At 44.9% G+C, this 22,623-nt stretch carries 23 protein-coding genes; 7 read left to right on the top strand and 16 right to left on the bottom strand.

The window, feature by feature from the left end; all coding sequences use genetic code 11:
• Positions 1–254: 254 nt before the first annotated feature.
• Positions 255–1,820: a SulP family inorganic anion transporter gene (locus E5672_RS00435; protein WP_136780444.1), complete on the bottom strand. Its 1,566-nt coding sequence runs from the start codon at positions 1,818–1,820 to the stop codon at positions 255–257.
• 427 nt (positions 1,821–2,247) lie between these two features.
• Between E5672_RS00435 and E5672_RS00430 the strand changes: the two genes are divergently transcribed.
• Both E5672_RS00430 and E5672_RS00425 read left to right on the top strand, forming a co-directional pair.
• Entirely contained in the window at positions 2,248–2,535 is a 288-nt protein-coding gene (locus tag E5672_RS00430; RefSeq protein WP_012517238.1) for a hypothetical protein, read from the top strand.
• Positions 2,536–2,853: 318 nt separating this feature from the next.
• Positions 2,854–4,194 (top strand): nitrate regulatory protein, encoded by a 1,341-nt coding sequence (locus tag E5672_RS00425; RefSeq protein ID WP_136780443.1) that lies wholly within the window; start codon positions 2,854–2,856, stop codon positions 4,192–4,194.
• A gap of 82 nt (positions 4,195–4,276) precedes the next feature.
• Here the strand turns inward: E5672_RS00425 and E5672_RS00420 are convergent, their stop codons facing one another.
• From E5672_RS00420 to E5672_RS00395, 6 genes are all read right to left on the bottom strand, one after another.
• Positions 4,277–4,480, bottom strand: coding sequence for a helix-turn-helix transcriptional regulator (locus E5672_RS00420; protein ID WP_136780442.1), 204 nt, complete (start codon positions 4,478–4,480; stop codon positions 4,277–4,279).
• On the bottom strand, positions 4,473–4,955 hold the full coding sequence (locus E5672_RS00415; RefSeq protein ID WP_136780441.1) for a hypothetical protein: 483 nt from the start codon (positions 4,953–4,955) through the stop codon (positions 4,473–4,475). Before E5672_RS00415 ends, E5672_RS00420 begins: the two co-directional genes overlap by 8 nt.
• A 374-nt stretch (positions 4,956–5,329) precedes the next feature.
• Entirely contained in the window at positions 5,330–5,914 is a 585-nt protein-coding gene (locus tag E5672_RS00410) for a nucleotidyltransferase family protein (protein WP_276606279.1), read from the bottom strand.
• A gap of 53 nt (positions 5,915–5,967) precedes the next feature.
• Entirely contained in the window at positions 5,968–6,660 is a 693-nt protein-coding gene (locus E5672_RS00405; protein ID WP_136780439.1) for a phosphatase PAP2 family protein, read from the bottom strand.
• 36 nt (positions 6,661–6,696) lie between these two features.
• Positions 6,697–7,017 (bottom strand): BolA family protein, encoded by a 321-nt coding sequence (locus E5672_RS00400; RefSeq protein WP_136780438.1) that lies wholly within the window; start codon positions 7,015–7,017, stop codon positions 6,697–6,699.
• 5 nt (positions 7,018–7,022) lie between these two features.
• Positions 7,023–7,676, bottom strand: coding sequence for an alpha-ketoglutarate-dependent dioxygenase AlkB family protein (locus E5672_RS00395; RefSeq protein ID WP_136780437.1), 654 nt, complete (start codon positions 7,674–7,676; stop codon positions 7,023–7,025).
• A 299-nt stretch (positions 7,677–7,975) separates the two neighbouring features.
• Here E5672_RS00395 and E5672_RS00390 point away from each other — a divergent pair, with 299 nt between their 5' ends.
• Positions 7,976–9,208 carry a methyltransferase gene (locus E5672_RS00390; RefSeq protein ID WP_136780436.1) on the top strand — a complete coding sequence of 411 codons (1,233 nt, stop codon included), beginning with the start codon at positions 7,976–7,978 and terminating at the stop codon, positions 9,206–9,208.
• A gap of 45 nt (positions 9,209–9,253) precedes the next feature.
• Positions 9,254–9,862: a peptidylprolyl isomerase gene (locus tag E5672_RS00385; protein WP_136780435.1), complete on the top strand. Its 609-nt coding sequence runs from the start codon at positions 9,254–9,256 to the stop codon at positions 9,860–9,862.
• A 58-nt stretch (positions 9,863–9,920) separates the two neighbouring features.
• Here the strand turns inward: E5672_RS00385 and E5672_RS00380 are convergent, their stop codons facing one another.
• The 5 genes from E5672_RS00380 to efp form a co-directional block, all read right to left on the bottom strand.
• Entirely contained in the window at positions 9,921–10,439 is a 519-nt protein-coding gene (locus tag E5672_RS00380) for a GNAT family N-acetyltransferase (RefSeq protein ID WP_136780434.1), read from the bottom strand.
• Between the two features lie 106 nt (positions 10,440–10,545).
• Entirely contained in the window at positions 10,546–11,169 is a 624-nt protein-coding gene (locus E5672_RS00375) for a gamma-glutamylcyclotransferase (protein WP_136780433.1), read from the bottom strand.
• 173 nt (positions 11,170–11,342) lie between these two features.
• On the bottom strand, positions 11,343–13,772 hold the full coding sequence (locus E5672_RS00370; protein ID WP_136780432.1) for a TonB-dependent receptor: 2,430 nt from the start codon (positions 13,770–13,772) through the stop codon (positions 11,343–11,345).
• A gap of 180 nt (positions 13,773–13,952) precedes the next feature.
• On the bottom strand, positions 13,953–14,942 hold the full coding sequence (gene epmA / locus E5672_RS00365) for an elongation factor P--(R)-beta-lysine ligase (protein ID WP_276606282.1): 990 nt from the start codon (positions 14,940–14,942) through the stop codon (positions 13,953–13,955).
• A 64-nt stretch (positions 14,943–15,006) separates the two neighbouring features.
• Positions 15,007–15,576 carry an elongation factor P gene (gene efp / locus E5672_RS00360; protein ID WP_014975647.1) on the bottom strand — a complete coding sequence of 190 codons (570 nt, stop codon included), beginning with the start codon at positions 15,574–15,576 and terminating at the stop codon, positions 15,007–15,009.
• Between the two features lie 36 nt (positions 15,577–15,612).
• Here efp and epmB point away from each other — a divergent pair, with 36 nt between their 5' ends.
• Positions 15,613–16,638, top strand: coding sequence for an EF-P beta-lysylation protein EpmB (epmB, locus tag E5672_RS00355; RefSeq protein WP_136780430.1), 1,026 nt, complete (start codon positions 15,613–15,615; stop codon positions 16,636–16,638).
• A gap of 1 nt (position 16,639) precedes the next feature.
• On the opposite strand, the gene E5672_RS00350 is transcribed toward epmB, so the two are convergent.
• The gene (locus tag E5672_RS00350) at positions 16,640–16,831 is read right to left on the bottom strand and encodes a hypothetical protein (RefSeq protein ID WP_105930787.1); all 192 of its coding nucleotides are present in this window, start codon (positions 16,829–16,831) and stop codon (positions 16,640–16,642) included.
• Positions 16,832–17,108: 277 nt separating this feature from the next.
• Between E5672_RS00350 and E5672_RS00345 the strand changes: the two genes are divergently transcribed.
• Complete coding sequence (locus tag E5672_RS00345; RefSeq protein WP_136780429.1) at positions 17,109–17,441, top strand: hypothetical protein; 333 nt, start codon at positions 17,109–17,111, stop codon at positions 17,439–17,441.
• 97 nt (positions 17,442–17,538) lie between these two features.
• Here the strand turns inward: E5672_RS00345 and E5672_RS00340 are convergent, their stop codons facing one another.
• Together E5672_RS00340 and E5672_RS00335 are read right to left on the bottom strand one after the other, a co-directional pair.
• Complete coding sequence (locus tag E5672_RS00340; protein ID WP_136780428.1) at positions 17,539–18,834, bottom strand: YfiM family lipoprotein; 1,296 nt, start codon at positions 18,832–18,834, stop codon at positions 17,539–17,541.
• 177 nt (positions 18,835–19,011) lie between these two features.
• Complete coding sequence (locus tag E5672_RS00335) at positions 19,012–19,713, bottom strand: HAD family hydrolase (RefSeq protein ID WP_136780427.1); 702 nt, start codon at positions 19,711–19,713, stop codon at positions 19,012–19,014.
• 212 nt (positions 19,714–19,925) lie between these two features.
• Between E5672_RS00335 and E5672_RS00330 the strand changes: the two genes are divergently transcribed.
• Positions 19,926–20,600 (top strand): hypothetical protein, encoded by a 675-nt coding sequence (locus tag E5672_RS00330; RefSeq protein ID WP_014975642.1) that lies wholly within the window; start codon positions 19,926–19,928, stop codon positions 20,598–20,600.
• Between the two features lie 124 nt (positions 20,601–20,724).
• On the opposite strand, the gene parE is transcribed toward E5672_RS00330, so the two are convergent.
• Positions 20,725–22,620, bottom strand: a complete 1,896-nt coding sequence (gene parE / locus E5672_RS00325) for a DNA topoisomerase IV subunit B (RefSeq protein WP_014975634.1) — start codon at positions 22,618–22,620, stop codon at positions 20,725–20,727.
• Positions 22,621–22,623 lie beyond the last annotated feature (3 nt).

The following is a 22,623-nucleotide window of genomic DNA, read 5'->3' as shown; positions in this document are numbered from 1 at the left end:
TGCCTATTTTGCTAGTACTGACAAGGTAACTAGCTAACACATTTTACGGAGTGTTATAAATCACACAATTTTTCAGCGATTGACACAAATCACTAAAACACACTTTACGCTTATAGCTATCCAAGTTCAGTGCCAAAATCGTAATTCATTGTTTTTGTTAAATTTACTGTAAAACAAGCATTACTCAGACATCACAACTGCACCAAACAAACGCAAAACTGTGTTTACTTGGTGCAGTGAGGCTATCTGTTTACCTAGGCGAGTTTATCCGTCGCTACGCGGTAGCGAGGGTCTTCAACTACATTAATTTCTACAAACTTGTCTGCTTTGCGAAGCAGTGAACGACATTCATCACTGATATGGCGAATGTGTAGCTTTTTACCCTGCTCTTCGTATTTGTCAGCAAGAGTATCTAATGCATCAATGCCTGATGAATCCCAAATACGAGAGTCCTTAAAGTCGATAACCACATCGCTAGGGTCGTTGGCGATATCAAATAGGTCTTTGAAATGGGATACCGAGCCAAAGAACAGTGGGCCGTCTAGTTCATAGACTTTCCAACCGTCGTTATCAATGTGAGACTTCGCTTCGATATGGCGAGCGTGTTTCCACGCAAACACTAGGGCTGAAACGATAACACCTACAACTACTGCAATAGCCAAGTCGGCGATAACGGTAACGCCTGTTACCAGGAATAGCACAAAGGCATCTTCTTTGTTTACGCCGCGAATAATTCTGAATGACGCCCACTCGAAGGTAGCGATTACCACTACAAACATAACGCCGACAAGGGCTGCTAGAGGGATCATCTCAATTAGCGGTGCAGCAAATAAAATGAAGCCTAATAAAACAACCGCTGCGGTGATACCAGACAAGCGACCACGGCCTCCCGAGTTAATGTTAATCATACTCTGGCCAATCATGGCACAACCACCCATACCGCCAAAGAAACCGTTAACGGTATTTGCAACGCCTTGACCAACACACTCTTTATTACCGCGCCCGCGGGTATCTGTCATTTCGTCAATTAATGAAAGAGTAAGAAGCGACTCAATTAGGCCAACCAAACAAAGAATCACTGAGGTAGGCAAAATTATCATGAAAGTCTCCCAGGTGAATGGCACCATAGGAATAGCAAAGCTAGGAAGTTCGCCCGCTAGCGTTGCACTATCGCGCTGGTCAGCAGGTAGCAAGTCGCGAACGAAGTCGATTACCGTGCGTGCTTCTAGGTCAAGTCCGTGCACTAATAAGGTTACCGTAACAATCGCAACCAGCGACGCAGGCACGGCTTTAGTTAGCTTAGGTAACAAATAGATAATGGCCATGGTTAATGCCACAAGTCCTAGCATCCAATATAGCAGTGTACCTTCCATCCACTGTAATTCACCCGCTGCATTAGTGACTTTGAACTGGCCCAATTGCGCTAAGAAAATTACGATTGCCAAACCATTTACAAAGCCCAACATTACCGGATATGGCACCAGTCTGATAAATTTCCCAAGCTTGAAAATACCGCACATTATTTGCAGCAAACCCGCTAGAATAACCGCGGCAAATAGATACTGCACTCCATGTTGGGCAACCAAAGCCACCATTACAACGGCCATGGCACCGGTTGCACCAGAAATCATTCCTGGACGGCCGCCTATAGCAGAAGTGATCAAGCCCATCATGAAAGCTGCATAAAGACCAATCATAGGTTCTACGCCGGCTACAAATGCAAATGCTACGGCTTCAGGAACCAAGGCAAGTGCCACGGTAATGCCTGATAGCACGTCGTTTTTAACGTTGCTGTCTTTACTGGTAATTAAATCGAACATGTTCTCTCAGAAGCTAAGATGTTAAACACAACAACCCACCGGGGCGTAAGCTGCGCAAAAGCAGTACACCAAGTAGGTAGGATGATTTTTCGGCGATTCTATCACCATTGTAGCTTAAAATCTTTTAATAGATTGTTACTGAAACGGAAACCATGAAGGGAAGCAAAGTAGTTAAACAAGAATAAAGGTGGCAAATTCTCTTTGCCACTCACTAGTGGATTGCACCAACTGTACCGTCACTTAACACGCCTATTTTTCTCGCCTTTGCTGACAAAAGACATCTTACATGGCAATGTATTGCAGTATTTTTTTGCCAAGCCCATCGGTTCACTTAGCAAAGTGTTATAGCGCATTACTTTTCAATTAAGTTACGCTTAGTGATGTGGCATAGATGTTGGGCACAAGCCTTATTCAACGAGGAGTTCAAGTGGTACCTTATATTCTTACTATTTTGTGCGTGTTAGTAGCAGGCGCTATACATTGGATGTCGCCAAAGGCTTATTGGAAAGCCACTATTATGTCGACCGCCGTTATTTTGCTCTTTTCTGTCGCTGCGTTATTTATTTTTCAAGCATCGGGAATGCTGGTTAGTGAGCATACGGGTGAAAATGCAGACTTTTCGGGCCAGATGCTCACCATCACTACTATGATTGCCTTTTTCGGTTTTTTGATTTCTCTGTTTGTTGGCTGGTTTCTTCGCGTGGTTCGAAACTAATTTTTAAGATTGAACCCCAGGTCCGATAGAGGCATTTTAGCGGATTTGCACCATAATGATGCAAATTCGCTAACACCCTCTTATACACTGCTATTTGTTTTTACCTCTTTTCATTGCGGTTAATTCTATACATCACCTGTACAAGCCACATCTGTTCAACGCGTAGCGCATTCCAACGCTATCCAGAACTGGGGTTAATACGTGCGTTTAAACAGGGCATAAGTGTTGCTTAATTTATTGTGATTAAAAGCAACACTACGCAAAAAGCACGTTAATGAAAAAGTGAATTGCGTAAACCAACGATTAGCAGGGCTTCTTATGCTTCACGAACCGGAACAGACCATTGCGCTTTGTAGCGACGCAACTAAGCGCTTCTTGCTGGCAGCAAAGCATGCAGAAATCACTGTGCTAGAGCAGCTTTCTAGCAATTGCCGCATTGTTATTGCGGTTCGTGAGCTTATTCATGAACTACAAAAAGAACGTGGGGCCAGCAACATCTTTCTTGCTTCAAGAGGCGAACGTTATGCTGTTGAGCGAATGCAGTATGTCAGTGCCAGTGAACAAGCAGAGTCAATGCTAAAAAGCCACTTAAAGTCACTGTATCTTACCGATGAGATCACCACGGGCAACCCGCGACTTCTAAGCAGTATTACACTTGCCATGCAGGCTACCGACTATCTGCCAAGACTTAGAGAGCAAGTTACTAAACAGCAGTTAACACCACTGGAATCCACCCGAGCATATAGTCGCTTAGTGGCCAGTTTACTTACTGTTATCTTTGAAGCAGCAGATATTGCAAGCGACCCAACGATAACCCGCTTACTGGTTGCTCTGTTCAATTTTATGCAGGCAAAAGAATACGCTGGGCAAGAGCGGGCGTGGGGTGCTATTGGTTTCGCAGAAACCCATTTTGATGTGCGCCTGTGTGAAAAACTGGCCGCACTTCAGCACGCACAAGAACATCACTTCAATATATTCTGTGAGTTTAGCTGTAAACCGCATAAAGAAGCACTAGAAGCGTTAAACAAAAGCCCTGCCGCAATCGACATAACACAGCTTAGAAATATGATTGCACAATTAAGCGACGGCAGTGCGATTTCAAGCGAGATCTCTGAGGTGTGGTTTGATGTCGCAACACGACGCATAGATGCAATGCTAACCATTGAAGTAGCGCTAACCGAAGCCTTAACGCAGCAAGCGAACAGTAAAGTTGCCGATGCAAAAAATGAAATGGCCAACCATCAACAACTACTAACGCGCTTTAATGATGAACACGCCAATGACGGTTCCCCCCTAACCTTATTGTTCGACCCCAGTATGCCAGGCCTTGCGGAAGACACTAAAGAAGACGAGATTAAAACCCTATCACTCAACCAGCAAACTAAAACCTTATCTGCCCATCGCTCTTTTTACGATTTACTGCGTTCACAAGCCCAGCACATAGAAGATATGGGGCGTGAACTTGAGGAAGCTAAGCGGGCAATTCAAGACCAGAAGCTGATAAGCCGGGCAAAACTGGTTGTCATGGAACAATTTGGTTTAAGCGAAAATAACGCGTATCGTCGACTGCAAAAACAAGCCATGAGTGAAAATACGACCATAGCGTCGATTGCCGCTAAGGTCGTTAATATTGCAACAAAAAACTCAGCGGGAAGGTAAATTCCAGCTCAACACAAATTCCGACTTTTCGTGCCGCGCCATTTAATAAGTTGCCACTGCAGTATATTGCCAACGTATAGATTTATTTAAGTGCGAACACTTGTTCAACTGGCACGGCAAAATATTCGGCAATTTTTAGAGCAATAACTACCGATGGTGTGAAACGCCCGGTTTCCACGGTACTTATAGTTTTTCTGGAAACACCAATCGCATCAGCTAATTCTTGCTGAGAGATTTTATGTTGCAATCGGAGCTTGTGAATATGGTTATCTAAATCTTCATTCATCTAGCTCTTCCTCGCGCAACTTCCATAAAATAGATGTTCCATGAGCAGCCGCGGCTACACCAAGTAAGCCTTGAAGTGCATTGGTAATCTCGAAGGGAGCAATGATTTCTACAAACCACCTGCTGTCCCCCCAAAAAGCGAGAATTAGTGTGCCGAAAATTAGAATATGACAGGTAATGCGTAAGCTAAATGAGCTGACATAGTCCACATATTCATCTTCAAATGTTAGTGTCCAAAAACCCAACCGGGATATATTTTTAGCAAACTTCGTTGATTTAATTCCTAATACTACGCAGTAAATAGCGCTTGCTAATGACGCTACCTCTAATGCCCAGTAAATAACTGAGCCTGTATTGCCAATCGCGGCTAATGCAACTTGGGATAGCACAAATAAAGCTAAGGCGAGACTGACTTTGCCCGATATTGTTAAATACTCTTGTTCCGTCTCTGGTGGTACCAAAATTGATGTTGCCATTTTTAAATTCCTTATTATTAACTGCGCGTTGATGCCGTTTAAAGCTCACTGCATTTTAACGTCTCATATGATACCTAAACGGATCATATGTAACCCACAGGTATCAATGATATCCTAAGGTTACATAAGTGCAAGTTTTTTATGCAACCTAAGTTTTACGCGTTTTCGGTAACAGCGTTCATTCGTAATTTTTTCAACGATAGGCAAAAAAAGTACCGAGATAAATTGGTTATTTAGTAGAGCTTTACTGATGGCATGAAAGTAGAAAAAACAACGTATTGTTATTCAGAAGAATGTTTATTATGGCTTTGATTAATCAAAGTATAGTCTGAAACACTGCGCGCCGATTCGCACAAATACGTACTGCTTTCCAGTTATATCTGAACTGTCAGCGAAGGCCAAACAGTGAGCCAATTCTTAGAAGCAAGTCGCTGTTTGAAAACATCGGGTCTTGGATATTTTAGATTAATACTTATGGTGCCTGCGAAGTTTGCTTCCAAGCCAAATGGCGCCAGTAGGTCTAAATCATCATTGGCTAAAAGACGAACCGCAACACAGGTTTCTCGCTCTATCCAATATGAAATAGCGTCGTGGCAACTTTTATAGGGGGCATGTCCGTGAGCTAAGTGCATACGCGCTTGATTTTTAACTTGCCAATTAGCTTGGGGAACCATACAAGCTAGCTCGCGCTCAATGGCTTGTTCCTGTGCTTTTAATTCTGATTTAGCGGCTGCAGAACTTGGTGAGTGAATTTGAGGCAATGATTCCATTGTATTCTCAGCTGTCGCAACAGCTTGCGGCGGATTAATTCCGCCACTAAAGTAAACAACATCAATATCGTTGAGCGGAGTCGGGGTAGCTCTTTCGTGTAACTCATCCCATATGGCATTTCGCACGAACCCTGCCCCGATATACCCTTGCGGCAAATTGAGAGCTCTCAGAGCACGAAGGCAACGCATTCTGAAAGGATCCCGCTTGATTATATCGCTAAGGCGCTTGAGATATTCCACAACTACCCTTTGTCTTTTATACGCAGCTTGCGCTCCCACTTGATGATATAAAAGCAAAAAGCAGCCATACTGCCACCAGCAAACCACCCAGCAATAATGTCACTTGGCCAGTGCACGCCCAATAAAATGCGACTTAGGCCAATGCAAAACACAAGGAAGGCCGCTGAGATGTAAATCCACACTCTTACTGAAGCGTTATGCGTAAAATACGTTAACAAGTAGGCGACATAAAAATAAACGAGTGTTGATAAGGTCGCATGTGCAGAAGGAAAGCTTTGCGTATATACGCTCACATTCTGCGTGGGCAGTGGAGGACGTGGCCTGTCGATGCCAGCTTTGAGCAAGAACGTCGTTGCAATTCCCACGGCTACGGCAATCAAAAAAGTCAGTGCCTTTTTCCTTTCACCAGCCAGCGCCAAGGCTCCGGCGACTGAAATTGTTACAAAGATAAGTGCCGTATTACTGCCTAATGCAGTGATATCTCGAAGCACGTCTTCTTTCCAACCCGATACATTGCCTGCTTCACTAATTACACTAAACACCACGTTATCAAAGGCAGTCAGCACGCCCATGTAGACAAACAGCATTATAAGCAAAAAGCCCGTACCCAGCAGCAACACCTGAATAGAAGGTGTTTTAATAATGCCTAAGTAAGAGATTAACGCGCTGCTGTTTTTCGTTTCACTGCTTGCCATAAATCTACTTCCATTTAATTAAGTACGAAAAGAACGTTATTTGTCGAGCTTGCTACCGCCTAGGCAATTTGGAGATACCTGAGATTGCCCACCACGAGCTTCCCACTCGGCAGGCGTATAGGTGTGAAGTGCCAACGCATGAACTGGTCCTTGTAATGCTTCCGCGGCAAGACCATTGATTTCTCGGTGCCTCGCTATTAAGCGCTTGCCGTCAAAAGCATCGCTCACTACCGTCACTTTAAAATGGCTCTGCGCCCCTTCTGGTACGTTGTGCATAAAGCTTTCATCTACAACTTCGAGATAACTTGGATTTAGTGCAGTTTCAATTGTAGTTTCTAGAAACGCTTTTACTTGCATTTGGCTTACCTTGCTTTTTGGATAAGATGTCGGAATGTAAGGTTAATTCTACCACCGATAGGCTTCGCCGTCTTTGCAATACCGTGTACATAATGAGTTTGTGTTGTTCCCGCCATAATCAACACACTGCCGTGTTCAAGTACTTGAATATGCTTCTCCTTTGTTTCCTTATGCTTGAAAACAAAAGGCCTCGCCTCCCCCAAAGTAACGGATGCAATAACCGGGTTAATACCCAACTCGGGCTCGTCATCTGAATGAAAGCTCATGCTATCTTGCCCGTCACGATACCAGTTTGCTAACACACTGTTAAACCTTGCTTCGTACTGTGAAGAGCACGATTGTTCACATATTTGCTCACAGCGCGCTTTGATGCTTGCAAGGCTTTCCGTCCACGGATTCGGCGACATGGTTAAATTTGAATAGGTGTAAGTACACTCAGGATCGCCATGCCAGCTTTGAAGCCGAGGGATTTTTACCGGCTTGCCAAACAGTTTGATCGTATCCTGCCGCCAAGGTAATTCCGACTGCAACTGCTCAAAAAAAGTATCTGCATCATTTTTTGGTATCGCTTGAGGAAAATAAGTGACATCGCCCTCTGACAGCGGAAGCTGATGAGATGAGCTATTATTTTCTGGGGTCTCGAAAAGAGAAAATTGCATGTGTAACTGTGATACTTCCCAAGGTTTCCAATAATAGCTTCAGGCACATAATCTCTATAGAAATTACAACACCCATGAAGCCTGACTAATTACATCTTAACTACGCATGCTTTGCTTATGTGGATTTTTATAACGCATTTAAAGTGTTTTGCTCACCCACTCACCTTTAACACGCAACAATCACATCCTATTGGCTAGAGCCACAGCGATGATATGTTAAGATATAGGCTGAGTATATAAACCCAATACGCATTCCCGAGTAGCGAGTGCATTGCGCCTTTCTTTTAAAACAGACTCCAATGAATACAGAATTTATTTTTGCCGACCGACAATTCTCGCTGATTCGCTACCCTGAAAAGCACCAGCATATTAGCCTTCAAGCGTGGGATAGCGCCGATGAACTTGTTATTGAGCACATCGAAACTTTACTAAGTGAAACGTCGCTTTCAATTGGCAGCGGTAAGAATGATGGGTCAATGATGATCTTTAACGACGATTTTGGCGCATTGGGTTGTTGGTTCTCGCATTTAGCGCCTTACTGGGTGTCTGATTCCTATATTTCATTGCGTTCACTGTCTGAGAATTTGAAAGCCAATCATTTACTGAATAACGCAGAGACAAGCAACACAAATGAACTGCAAACTGCGCCCCTGCAAACGTTAACTAGCGTACAAAGCTTAACGTTTAAACCAGAAACTGCACCTAGCCTTATTGTCATAAAAGTTCCTCGCGCCCTTGCTTTGCTGGAACAACAGCTTATCGATTTACAGAAATATGTTACGCCTAATACTCGCATCGTCGCAACGGGCAAAGTAAAGGCCATCACGAAGTCGGTACTTAACCTGTTTGAGCGATATATTGGCCCTACAACCACCTCTCTTGCTAAAAAGAAATCTCGGCTTATTTTTGCAACGCCTCGTGAGTCTCTAAAACTCGTTGACTCTCCTTACCCAACGCGCTGGCAATGTAAAAGCACCATGGGCACAGAGCTTACTATAGACAATCTTGCCAACACATTTGCTCGACAGTCTCTGGATATCGGCGCGCGCATTATGCTTGAACACATGACGGTGAGCGCTAATGACATGGTGGTAGATTTAGGCTGCGGCAACGGTGTACTTGGGGTAAACGCGCTGTCTCTCGCCCCTGATGCTAAAGTAATATTCGTGGATGAATCTTACATGGCGTTAGAAAGTGCCAGACTCAATGTGCTCAATAACTTTCCGGATAAAATCGACCAGTGCGAGTTTGTAGCAAGCAACTGTTTGGAAACGTTATTAAACCGCGAAAATAAGCCTGCTGTTACCAAAATTTTGTGTAACCCCCCTTTTCATCAACAAAACGCAATTACCGATCACATTGCATGGCAAATGTTTACAGATTCTCGTGAACTGCTTATCAAAAGCGGTCACTTGGTGGTTGTTGGTAACCGACACCTCGACTATCACATTAAACTTAAAAAGCTGTTTGGTGGCGCTAAGGTACTTGCGAGTGATAAAAAGTTCGTTATCTTAGGCACTGCAAAACGCTAAGCGCGGAAAAGCGAGCGAATTAAGGAAAACATTTAAAGGCATTTTATGAAAAAAATACTCTTATCACTGCTAACCGCCGTTATGCTGATAGGCAGCAGTTCAACTGTTATGGCCAAGAAAGACGATGGGTCTCAGATTCAGCCAGACAACTATTACCCACGGGTGAAAATAGAAACCACTATGGGCGATATTGTGGTTGAACTAGACAGAAGACGTGCGCCAATTACCGTTAACAACTTTCTCCGTTACGTGGATAAACGCGCCTATGAAGACACTATCTTTCACCGCATTGTGCCCGGTTTTGTAGTGCAAGGTGGCGGTTACACCGCTGACTTCAACGGCAAGTCAAACTTTCCAGATATCTTCAATGAGTCTGGCAACGGTTTGACTAACGACCTTCATACCATTGCAATGGCAAGACAAAATGACCCGCATACGGCGAACCGACAGTTTTTCTTTAATGTGAATGACAACAGTAGCTTAAACCCAGGGAGAGACTGGGGCTATGCAGTTTTCGGCGTGATTGTGGAAGGCGAAGATATTGTTGATGCCATGTCGGAAGTAGAAACTGAATATTCCCTTCGCCTTAACGCGAACAATGTACCGATTGAGCCAATCATTATTAAAAAGGTGACTGTGTTACCGCCTTTGTAGCAATCTCGCTATCTTATTAAAGAACCTTTAAGAATAAGCAGCCATTAAGTTCACTGTTTTATGGCTGCAATTCCAACCTAAACAAATGCTGTTTTGGGAAGCTTTTATCAAAATAGAAGCCCTGCTTTTTAAAACCTAAGCGCTGTAAAAGTTTTTGCGACGCCGTATTTTCTGGGTGCGTCATCGCTGTCAAAAAGCGATATCCTTCAGACGAAGACCATGCAATAACACACTGACATGCCATATAACATATGCCCGTGCCTCTTGCTTCAGGCAGCATAGCAAAACCTAAATCAGGACATTCAAATGCAAAGCGATTGAATAACCCGCAGACGCCCAACGGCTGTTTGGTTTCGGTTAATTCGACGGCTAGTAGACCATAACCCCACTCTTCGCGCTGCGCATTTGTTTTACCAATGTAGTCACAGGCGTCGTCTGCTGTATTAACGTTCTTACTGCCAATGAATTTTAGCCATAGCGGGTCCTGCTGCAGAGCGAGCACCCAATGTTTATCATTATAAGTCAGTGGCCGTAGCGTTATTTTATCGTTTGTAAATATAGAAGCGTTTGTGTTCACACTAGGCCTTTTTCTAAATGTTCATACAAGGGGTTTATTTCCAGCTTTTGCGTCATGAAAGTACCTTTGCGTCTGAGAACTCAAAGAAGAACGTAAAAACGAAACACTACCTCTTTGATAAAAGCCTGTCTATCTGTTCGAGGTGTTCAGTATTCACCGCTGCGGCGCGAGGATATTTTGGGTTCAACCTGTCATTCACTCTTGGATGCTCCCACAAAGATGTATGAACGATAAACCGCTCGGCTTCCTTAATACCGCCGTGCTCTAAACATCCGCTTAAGCATGTATCGATATAAGTTTGGTGAACGGGGTAGTCGTTATCTGCCTGTGTACATTCAAGTGTTTCACAAATCCAAAAAGTGAATTGTGAAAGCACGTTTTCTAGCGGCGCTGATCCATTATTTTGATGTAGATGAAAATTTAGTGCTTCAGGATTTACCTCAACAAACCGATAATCCTTTTCCCTTTCCTGTAAGGCAGGATTAACTTGTGTGGGGATAAGCTGGGCGTTTAATTTGCTGTGCGCATTGGCCACCGCGCCAACGTATGTCTGTTTTTCATGAAGACTGCGAGTCACCCAGGCCCTTTCGAAGCCAGAAACCGTCACAGGAATTCCTTGTATAAAAATGTTGGAGTAGCGTTCTCGACTGTCTTTACTTAGTAAGCTTCCATAACCCAACACCATGTGCTTTTCAGTTTGCGTGCTTAACCAATTCGCTATTTCATTCATTTTTACCTCTACTTCATAACCGCTTAAAGGTTTCCACCTTAAGCCGGTTTATCATTACTGCGTTGCTATAAGAAAAATAACGCTACTTAGCACCTCCCTTGGTTCTGAAACAAAAAAGCGATGTATCAGTACCCCAATACATCGCCTTTATTAACTACTGTGGAGTTGCTTAATTAAAACAACGCTCTCACACCCATAGTAAAGTTTCTACCTGGTAGCGGTGCTTGGTCTTTTAAGAAAGACGTATGAACACGTGCTTCTTCATCAGTAAGGTTTTCACCACGGGCAAACAATACCCAGTCGATACCCTGAGAACCAAACTCATATTGAACGCTAGCATTAACTAACGTGTAGCCATCGGTTGAGGTTTCAAACGACGCAACGTCGTCTTGATCGTCGTACCAAGTAAAGCCCACGTCAGCACTTAAACCATCATTCACATAGCTTAATTCACTTCCAAAGCGCATTGGTGGCGTGCGCGGTAAATTATCATCTTCAATTTCTGCACGAATATAGTCACCAAAAACCGTTAGGCGTAGCGTGTCTGTTAAGTCTACGTAAGTTTCTGCTTCAAAGCCCCAGATGTCTGCATCAGCCTGCTGGAAGTAATAAATCGGCGTCCCCTCTTCATCACTGTGCTCTTCTTCAAGTTCGTCATGATCTTCCTCATGTTCGTCCTCGCTTAGAGCAAACAACCCCGTGCTAGACTGGAAAATATAGTCATCAGCCTGATTGTAGAAGAAAGATGCGCTGTAGCCCCAACTTCCGGTAAATTTACGGAAAGTAATATCCAAGTTGGTGCTAACTTCCTCGTTAACGCTTCTTAAATTTTCTTCAATATGGCCTTCTTCATCCATATCAAATACTAAACCTACTTCGTAACTTTGAGTTGCTAAATGCTGGCCAGCAGAGAAAAGTTCTTGCTGACTAGGGGCACGCTCACTGCGTGACAACGTAACCGCAACCGAGTGGCCTTCCTGATATTCCCAGTTAGCACCTGCTGAAAGAGATAAGCTGGTAAAGTCGTAGTCAGGGAAGTTAAAGGCAACTGCGTGCTCTTCATGTTCTTCGCCCTCATGCTCTTCCTCTTCGTGTTCCTCATCTTCTTCATGTAAAACTTCAAGCTCTACTTCGCTCGCGTCTGCGTCTAGGGTTGTGCGCTCTAGGCGGCCGCCAAGCTCAAACGTTACATCACCCACATTCTTTTGCTCAACAATGTAAAGTGCATAGCTTGAGGTGGTATTGGCTGGCGTGAAAGCTTCTTCGCCAACAGCATTATAATCGCTATGGTTAAACTGTAAGCCGAATACGCCGTGCCATCCGTTTACTTCTTCGTGATAAGCCGACAAGCGAATGTCGCTTGATTCGTTTGTGAATACAGTACCAGGCTCGCCGTCTTCAATTTCAGCATGCTCGTAATCAGTGTAGGCTGCTGCAAATTTAACATTAGTTAACCCTTTGATAGGAGAATGCCATTCACCGGCTGCTTGGTAGCGGGTCATGTCTACATCAAGTAGCACGCCTTCTTCTGCGTGTTCTTCATGCTCTTCTTCGGTTTCATCTTCGTCGTGCTCTTCTTCGTGCTCATGACTGTGGCCCGGTACGCCATATTCGTTGTCTAATTGCTCAACCGCAAAACCGAAGTAGCCTTCTTCTGCCACGTAAGAAAGACCTGCAACAACGTTGCGAGTCTCCATCGCACTGCTCTCTAGTTCACCATAAGGCTCATCATCATCAGGTTCGACAGATGCATAGCCTGGAATATCCGCATTGTCGGTGTCGCGATAAAAACCGTCTACGTGCCACACAATATTTCCACTACCGCCAGTCACGTCTGCGCGGGTGTACGAACCATTATTCACTGTACTGTAGCTGGTTTCTGCTTCGCCTTCCACGCCGTCTATCTGGTACTGAGGAATACGCTTGTCAACCACGTTCACCACACCACCGATAGCGCCACTGCCGTATTGAAGCGTCGCTGGACCGCGAAGTACTTCAACCTGTGTTGCGCTTGAAAGGGTAGACGCTACGTTATGGTCTGGGCCAACGCGAGAAACGTCAGAAACATCTAAACCGTTTTGAACAATCTTTACACGCGGGCCATCGTTACCGCGAATAACCGGGCTGCTTGAAACTGGGCCAAAGTAGGTGCTGTGCACACCAGGTGCATTTTTAAGGGTTTCACCTAAGGTTGGCGCTTCAATTTTACGTAGTTTATCAGCACTAATTACTGTTACTGGCGTAACAGATTCAAGTACAGATGATTGAAGTGCATTGGCGGTAACTACGATGTTTTCAACAGATGCCGGCTGTAAAACAAAGTCGACATTTTGGTCGGCATTTACGTCGCCTAGGTCGTTATCACCATGAATATAGTTAGAAGAATATACATGTAAATGAATATGTGGCTGCTTTACATCGTCAAAGCGGTAAACACCGTTTACATCGGTGTAAGCTACGCGGCGGCTGCCTTCAATTTTTACTTCAGCCCCTGCAACAGGCTGGCCTGCCGTGTCAGTGACTTTTCCTGTTACCGTTGTGGCATACACAGGCGCACTTAACAGCCCTGCTATGGACAAACTTAGCAGTGAACGCATTTTCATGGGTATTCCTCTGAGGATGTTATAACATTATTTGGTGATGTTATAACATTTTTCAGCATTGACCTGCTCATGTCAACCGCAGGTCAACGTAACTTACCAGTTATCTAACGTTATTTAATGTTTTGTGACTATTTAAGTGCAAAGTCAGCGCTTTTCTAACCCATAAGTAATAAAAAGGCTTTAAGCTCTGCTTACCGTGAAGTTGATCACCTCTTGTATGTGCGACGCATTGCTTTTTAGCATAAGCAATCGGTCGATGCCCAGCGCCACACCTGAACACGATGGCAATCCGGCATCAAGCGCGCTTAGAAAGTTTTCATCAATGGGCTTTGCAGGTAAACCCGTTTCTTTGCGTTTCTCGTTATCAGTTTCAAAGCGCTCACGCTGCTCTTTTGCCGCACTTAACTCATGGAAACCGTTAGCAAGTTCAGCGCCTTTGTAATACACCTCAAAGCGCTCAGCAACCCGTTCATCAACTGGGCTCAGTTTGGCAAGCGCCGCCTGAGAAGCAGGGAAATCGTAGATGAAGCACGGTTTTTCGTTACCGATTTTAGGTTCGATTACATAGCTGAATAACAGTTGTAACTTGCTGTCATAGCTTAAGCTTTGCGGCGCGTGAATATCTATGTTCTGCTCTTCCATTGCCTTTAACAAAACGTCGTTATCAGCACTTAATGGGTCAATTTTTAAAAAGGTTTGAAAGGCTTGCTGATACGTCATCTTCTCGGCCGAAGCGGTGTTAAGAGTTTCTTGCAGCAAGGCGTCAACCTCGTCCATTAGCGCAAAGTGATCAAAACCTAAGCGATACCACTCTAACATGGTGAACTCAGGGTTGTGCCAGCGCCCTTCACCTTCATGGCGAAACGCTTTGCACACTTGATAAATACTACCGCTGTCAGCGCACAGTAACCGCTTCATGGCATATTCAGGGGAAGTTTGAAGATACAGCGTAGTTGGCTTACCGGATGAGGCAAAATTGAATTGTGTATCAAACGCATCTAAATGCTCATCGGTAACCGTACCGTTTGAAAGTAAAGGCGTATCGACCTCTAACACGTTTCTTGCGTAAAAAAACTCACGGATTGTTCTGAGTAATTCTGCTCGCGCAACACGGGCTTCATGAGTGGTAGTAGGCTGCCAAGATTGCATGTATTCAAACCTAAGAAGAATAGCTAAAACAAAAAACCGGTACACTAAGGCACCGGCTTTACACGTAAACAGAATGTCTCAGATACTATTTTTGTGCGCGAGACACGTATTCGCCAGAGCGCGTATCTACACGGATAACTTCGCCTGTTTGAACGAATAGAGGAACGCGAACAACTGCACCCGTGCTAAGCGTTGCTGGCTTACCGCCAGTACCTGCTGTATCACCTTTAAGGCCAGGATCAGTTTCAGTGATTTCAAGCTCAACGAAGTTTGGTGGCGTTACTGTGATAGGTGAACCATTCCACAGTGTAATGGTGCAAACGTCGTTTTCTACCAACCACTTTTTATTCTCACCCACCGCTTTTTCGTCTGCAGCGATTTGTTCGAATGTATCGTTGTTCATAAAGTGGTAGAATTCGCCGTCGGTGTACAAGTAGGCAAGTTCCGTATCCATTACGTCTGCGCCTTCTACTGATTCACCTGAGCGGAAAGTTTTCTCTAAAACTTTACCTGAAATAAGCTTGCGGATTTTTACGCGGTTAAACGCTTGGCCCTTACCCGGCTTTACGTATTCGTTTTCTAGGATGTTGCAAGGTTCGCCGTCCAGCATGATTTTCAGGCCGCCTTTGAACTCGTTAGTGCTGTAATTAGCCATAATTCCTCTGTCTAAACATAAGGTACAAAAAGTTTCGTGGAACAAATAATACCTAAAAAACCGATTTCTGTAGAGCATAACTGGCAAAAAGAATTAGCAAGTAGCTTTACCGATCCTGCAAAGCTCTTGCAACACTTAGGTTTAGACCAAGAAAAATACGCACAACACATTAAAGCACGTCGTCTTTTTCCTATGCGTGTTCCACGACATTTTGTGGATCTGATGGAAAAGGGAAACCCTAACGACCCGCTGTTTTTGCAGGTCATGCCGCTTAGCGACGAGTTTCTAACATCACCAAGTTATAGCGAAGATCCGTTAGACGAACACAATACGGCAGGCAAAGGCATATTGCATAAATACGATTCTCGCGTGTTATTAATGGTTCGTACTGGTTGTGCGGTAAACTGCCGTTACTGTTTTCGCCGCCATTTTCCTTACGCCGACAATGCGGTAAGTAAGCACCAATGGTTTGATGTGCTTGAATACCTTCGCAGTAATAACAAAATTAATGAGGTGATTTTTTCAGGTGGCGACCCACTGATGGCGAAAGACGATCATTTGTCGTGGTTAGCCAACGAAATTGCCGCCATTCCCCATATAAAGCGCCTGCGTATTCATAGCCGCCTCCCCGTGGTACTGCCAGAACGAATTAGCCATGATTTTGTTGAATGGTTTACCGCATTGCCGCTTCAAAAAGTATTGGTGCTGCATGCAAACCACGCGAACGAAATATCAGAAACGCTAAAATCCCGATTAAACACGTTACGAGAGAGAGGTGTGACCCTGCTCAATCAGTCGGTATTGCTAAAAGGCGTAAACGATTCCGGCGATGCCATAAGCGACCTAAGTGAAACACTGTTTGAGGCTGGTGTACTGCCCTATTACTTGCACGTGTTAGATAAAGTGCAGGGTGCGAGTCATTTTTATGTGAGTGATGATGAAGGTCGTCGAATCATGAAAGAAGCGATAAAGCGCCTGCCGGGCTTCTTGGTGCCAAAACTGGTGAGAGAAATTGGCGGTCAACCCGGCAAAACGCCTATCGACTTACATTTGCATCCGTAACTTACGCGTAGGTATCGATGTTGGCGCCTAACGCGGGGTTTGAAGATGACGCTTTTGGTACGTCAGCGGCTGATTCCAGCAGCTGAAGCGACGCTTTTCCCTCTTGCTCTTGCTGGCTTTTTGCCAACTTAAGAGAGGCCAACTCAAGTGACGCACCGGACGCTCCAGAGGCACTAGTACCTTGTAGATCCATACCATTTTCCTTTGTTGCTTGTAGCAAAGTAAAAAAATGGGCAGAATTGCCCACCCTTACGGCGTGTTGTCCTTTACATAAACAGCGAGCGGTTTAATTACCCGCAGACCATGTAATTTACAACTGACTACAGGTTATCGGCCTTGAAAGGCGAAACTTTAACCATTATTTGCCGTTATACATTTGCCGCAGCGTAAACAATAGCTGCGCAGTATATGAACATTGAGTGTGCGGCTAGCACGTACACCGGATTACATTAGAAACAAAAGGCATGACCATGCAACAGAGCCAAGAGATGCAAGCTGTCCATCAACAACTTCAAGAAACACTTCAAACGCTGCACCGCAAAGCCGTTGATGCCGACCAAATACTAGATAGTTTACAGCGCGATCAAAAAGGTAAGTTTGCAGCCGTATTCGCAGATGACAGCGGCTTTAACACATCAGCCAAGCGTTTTGGCCCGTACGTACAAGAAATTGCGAACGACTGGCAATCGCTAAAGGAACTGGATGAAGATGCGGCCAAACAAGCCCTAGCGCCATTAGTTAAAAAAATAGAGTTGGCGCTGGTGACCATTGGGCAATTTCAGCAGTCGTTGTCTAAAAGCTAGTACGCACGAATATAGATATGAAAAGGAAAGCCCGCTTTTTCGCGGGCTTTATTGTATTTCCTGCTTTCTGACAGCGCACTCTTCCACGTCTTTCTGATTATTTTTGATAAAGCGGCAACAAACCAATTCTACGCTTAATTTCCTGCACTTCTTTCAAATAGGCTTCACTGTCTACCCGCTGATACTGCTCGGTAAATACTTGCTTACTTAAGCCTTCAGGTAGCCCCTCTATAGGTGGGATAATTTCAAGTTCACTTTGAATGCGCGCCATTGCGTTTTGTACATCCATCGCGGTGCTTGGATTTGTGGCGACTTTTGCAAACTCAGTGCCCGACATGTCTGCCGCCAAATCCACAAAGCTATAGCCCGAACCACCATTGCCCCGGTCCATAAGTTCTTTAAACTCGCCAATTGCCAAGGACATACCTTGTTCAGCCATTAACTCTAATGCAGCAGAAATAATAAAGTGACGAGCCAAATCGTTGCGCTTGTGCAGCACCGCACCTCTGCGAGGCTTTAACGCCTTATCGGCATCTGGCTGTATGTCGCCCACCAAAGTACCAACTCTATGGTGCCCAACATAAACCGCCAACGCGAGAATTACCGCATTGTTATGAAGCACGGCATCTTGCGGCGTTTGACTTTGCTCTCGCGCTCGTGCCATTCCTTCACGTAAGTACTCAATAAGGGATACCGGTTTGTTCGAAAGGGCTATTTCCCTTCCAGACAAATAACGTAAGTAGTACGCAGATAATTGCTGAAGTTCGGTTTGTTCGCTTACCGACATATTAGAGGCCACCACGTTTAACTCGCTTAGCAGCTCATCTAAACGCCCGACATCTAAAGTAAGCTCCCCGCGCCCCATGGTCACGCGTTCCACCCGCGATAACGCAATGGTGGCAATCTCTGATTGCGTATAAGAGTTCACCGTACGCTCTAAAAATCCAAGTAAAAAACGACCTGGAATGGTTAAGTCGCCAACTTGAACTTGCTCTATACGCAAGCTATCGCCAGGCAGCACTAGCGCTGATGCATTAACATAATACCCCGTACTGTTAATAGCGTAAGTGATGTTAATGGTCCCTGCCAATGGGGTGATATTCACTACGCCCTTAAAGTCAGGTAGTGCGCGCTGTAACACACCCACTAAGCTTTCGACTTGGGTTTCGGTGAGCGTAACTTGGTGGCCCTCTTCTCGGCGGGAAAACGCTTGCTGCAGTTGGCCGAGCAATTCATTAACACTGTCAGCACCATCTAGTTGTGTGGGCGCTGTAGATGCAACTAGGGGCTGTTTTTGTACAGCCAAAATAGTCACCGCCGCTACGCCTACAACGAGCAGAACTACTATGATGGCAAGAGTAATTAAAAGCCATTTAACGCTACGCAAAATCATGAGAAATCAGCTTTACCTGTCATACAATTAATAAAAAATAGGTTAGCGCCTTAAGTGTTCTTCGTTATGTGGCAAATAACACTATGCCCTAAGGTGCTGGTTATACTACGTTATCTATTTTCGCGCCACCAGCGGCAAGTGGCACGACAAGTCGCCAATTGATCACCACCGAAAACGCTAAAAAGTGACTTCACAGTCCACCCAGTCTTTCAGACTTGTATACCGCACTGTGGCACCAGACAGGTCATGATACTTTGACAATTCCGTGGGTATCACTACGCAGGCTAGGTTTGCAGCAAGTGCCGCTGTCATGCCAGTTTGCGTATCTTCAATTGCCACACATTCATCAGGCATTTTTCCTAGCTTGTCCATTGCAAGGGCATAACAGTCGGGGGCTGGCTTACTGTTTTCAACGTCTTCAACGGCAACCACACAAGAAATATAAGCACTTAAACCATACTGAAATAAGGTTTTTTCCACCGACTTTTTACTTCCCCCAGTCACAATGCCAATGGTATAGCCTTTGTTTGCACATTGTTTAATAGCTTCCTTAGCAAACGGCATTAAGGGGAAAGCTTGCTTGTCTAAGTAGTCGCTAATGCTTTTGTGTTTTTGCTCTGCTAGCTGCTGCGGCGCTACATCAATATTAAAATGTTCGACGAGATCGACAGCATTTTGCTTTACTGGAATACCCGCCATCACTTCACAATAAAAATCTTCGCTTAGTTCAACATCGTACTTCAGCAAAATGTCTTTCCAAAGGTCAAAATGTACGGATTCTGAGTCAATAAGGGTACCGTCGTGATCAAATAATAGCGTTGTGGTTTTGTCGCTTACCGCTAACTGGCGGGTTGATGAAGAAACTGAGTGCAATGCCAAAATAAACCTCCTTGCTAGTTCAATACCGGTTTTGAAAACATAGTGGGGCCATCAATACCGAAAAAACGATAACACCTTTAGCCCCTGCTGCAGTGCTTTGTTAATAGTGATTGTTTACATGCCATATGTCAGAACATGCCAGAACAGTGCCAGTCCTGTGATACACTAGGGCATTCACGAGCTAGAACATTTTCAACGTGGAGCAAAATTGGGTGCTTTACCACATACTAGGCTTTGCCAGTGCCGCGCTGTTTTTACTGACATGGTTAGGATTATGGTCACAAATTAAGGCCATGACGCGCTTTCAAGTGCCCGTTTCTAGCGAAAGTGACGATGCTAACCACAGTCTGTCACTTAACCAGTTTGGCTCTAGCTATTTTGCCTTTTTCTCAATTTTCCTATTTGGCATTTCGGTAGAGCCTTTCAACCATTACTTGGTGTGGACACGATTTGGCGCGCTCATACTTACGCTCATTATCATTTGGAAAATATGGCAACACAGGCGCACTACAATTTCAGGTTACGTTGCCGCTGTTGCTCTGCTAGCTCTCATTGGTGGCACACTTTCCATTGCTTTTCGCCCTTTCCCAACGCTTGCACAGCTTGGCGCAAATACCTTAATGCTGGTCGTTACCGTTATCTTATTTCAAGGTTCACTGCACCAGTGGTTTGTACTGCAGCGCAGACAAAAAGTGGGGTCGCTGTCATTTGCGCTGTTTCGCAATATATTGATAAAAGACGTTAGCACTTTATTGTTTGGCCTAACAATGCCATTAAGCCAAAGCTGGCCGCTACTTATCCTAAACGGCACCAGCGTAATTATGCGTGGCAGTATTTTATTGCAGATGCACAAACTAAAACGCCGAGAAATTTCCGTATCGGGATAATTTCTCGGCGTTTCCAATTTGTTTCGTGAAGCGATAAGGTTGCTTGTCTAGCGGTCGCTTGTTTGAACAGCGTTATCGATACAAGCTTCTATAAATAAGCACAAAAGCGGCGCGTTTCTGCAATCTACAACGCCACTTCGGCCATATTACCTTTGCTTTCAAGCCATGTTTTACGGTCGCCAGAACGCTTCTTAGCAAGAAGCATGTCCATCAACTCCATCATTTCTTCCGCGTCTTCAATGGTCAGCTGAACAAGGCGACGGGTGTTCGGGTCCATGGTTGTTTCGCGAAGCTGTAGCGGGTTCATTTCACCCAAGCCTTTAAAGCGCTGTACGTTGACTTTACCGCGTTTCTTTTCCGCTTCAATTCGGTCAAGAATGCCCTGCTTCTCGCCTTCATCTAGCGCGTAATACACCTCTTTGCCTACATCTATTCTAAATAGCGGCGGCATAGCGACATACACATGACCTTGTTCAACCAAGGTTCTGAAATGACGTACAAAGAGCGCACATAGCAACGTAGCAATGTGTAGCCCATCAGAGTCAGCATCGGCAAGAATACAAATTTTACCGTAGCGCAAACCAGACAGGTCGGTTGAATCTGGGTCGATACCCAGCGCAACTGAAATATCGTGAATTTCCTGTGATGCCAGTACCTGAGAAGAGTCAACTTCCCAGCTATTTAAGATTTTACCGCGCAGCGGCATAATTGCCTGAAACTCTCGGTCTCGCGCTTGCTTGGCCGAGCCACCCGCCGAGTCACCCTCTACTAAAAATAGTTCAGAGTAAGAAATATCTTGTGATGAGCAGTCGGTCAGTTTGCCTGGTAGTGCAGGCCCTTGAGTGACCTTTTTACGCGCAACCTTTTTGGTTTGACGCAGACGGCGCTGTGCATTGTTGATACACATTTCAGCAAGGGCTTCAGCAATTTCAGTGTGTTGATTTAACCAAAGGCTGAATGCGTCTTTCACCACACCTGATACAAACGCGCTGGCCTGACGTGAAGACAGGCGTTCTTTAGTCTGCCCGGCAAACTGCGGGTCCTGCATCTTAGTCGACAGGATATAGGCACAGCGGTCCCAAATGTCATCTGGCGATAACTTAACACCACGGGGCATTAAGTTTCTAAATTCGCAAAATTCGCGCATTGACTCTAGTAAGCCTTGGCGCAGCCCGTTAACGTGTGTACCGCCTTGCGCTGTAGGAATAAGGTTAACGTAGCTTTCCGTTACCAAATCACCACCTTCAGGCAACCACATTACGGCCCAATCGGCGGCTTCTGTGTTGCCGCTGAATGTACCTACAAATGGCGTGTCAGATGGTAAGGTTTCAAACTCCTCTACCGCTTGATACAGGTAGTCTTTAAGCCCGTCTTCGTAATACCACTCTTGGCTTTCTTTGGTGATCTTGTTGTCGAAACGAATGCGCAGACCCGGGCTTAATACCGCTTTTGCACGCAAGTTGTGTACAAGTCGGCTGGCGGAGAATTTTGCCGAGTCGAAGTATTGCGGATCAGGCCAGAAGTGAACACGGGTTCCTGTATTGCGCTTACCGCAAGTATCGATAACTTGTAAGTCTTCGACTTTGTCGCCGTTTTCAAAGGCAATTTGATATACGTTACTGTCTCGTCGAATAGTTACTTCCACGCGGGTTGAAAGCGCATTAACTACCGAGATCCCTACCCCGTGAAGACCACCAGAGAATGCATAGTTTTTATTTGAAAACTTACCACCTGCGTGAAGCTTACAGAGAATAAGCTCGACGCCCGATATTCCCTCTTCTGGGTGAATATCTACCGGCATACCACGACCATCGTCGATAACTTCTAACGATTGGTCTTCATGCAAAATTACTTTGATGTTAGAGGCATGCCCAGCAAGCGCTTCATCCACACTGTTATCGATGACTTCCTGACCCAAATGATTAGGTCGGGTGGTGTCGGTGTACATACCAGGGCGGCGTTTTACGGGGTCAAGGCCGTTTAAAACCTCGATAGCATCTGAATTGTATTGATTTGACATAGT

The organism is Alteromonas portus, assembly GCF_005117025.1.
In the GTDB taxonomy this organism is placed as follows: Bacteria; Pseudomonadota; Gammaproteobacteria; order Enterobacterales; family Alteromonadaceae; genus Alteromonas; species Alteromonas portus.
The sequence above is the reverse complement of the archived record's forward strand: the minus strand, read 5'-3'. Positions and strand labels throughout refer to the sequence as shown.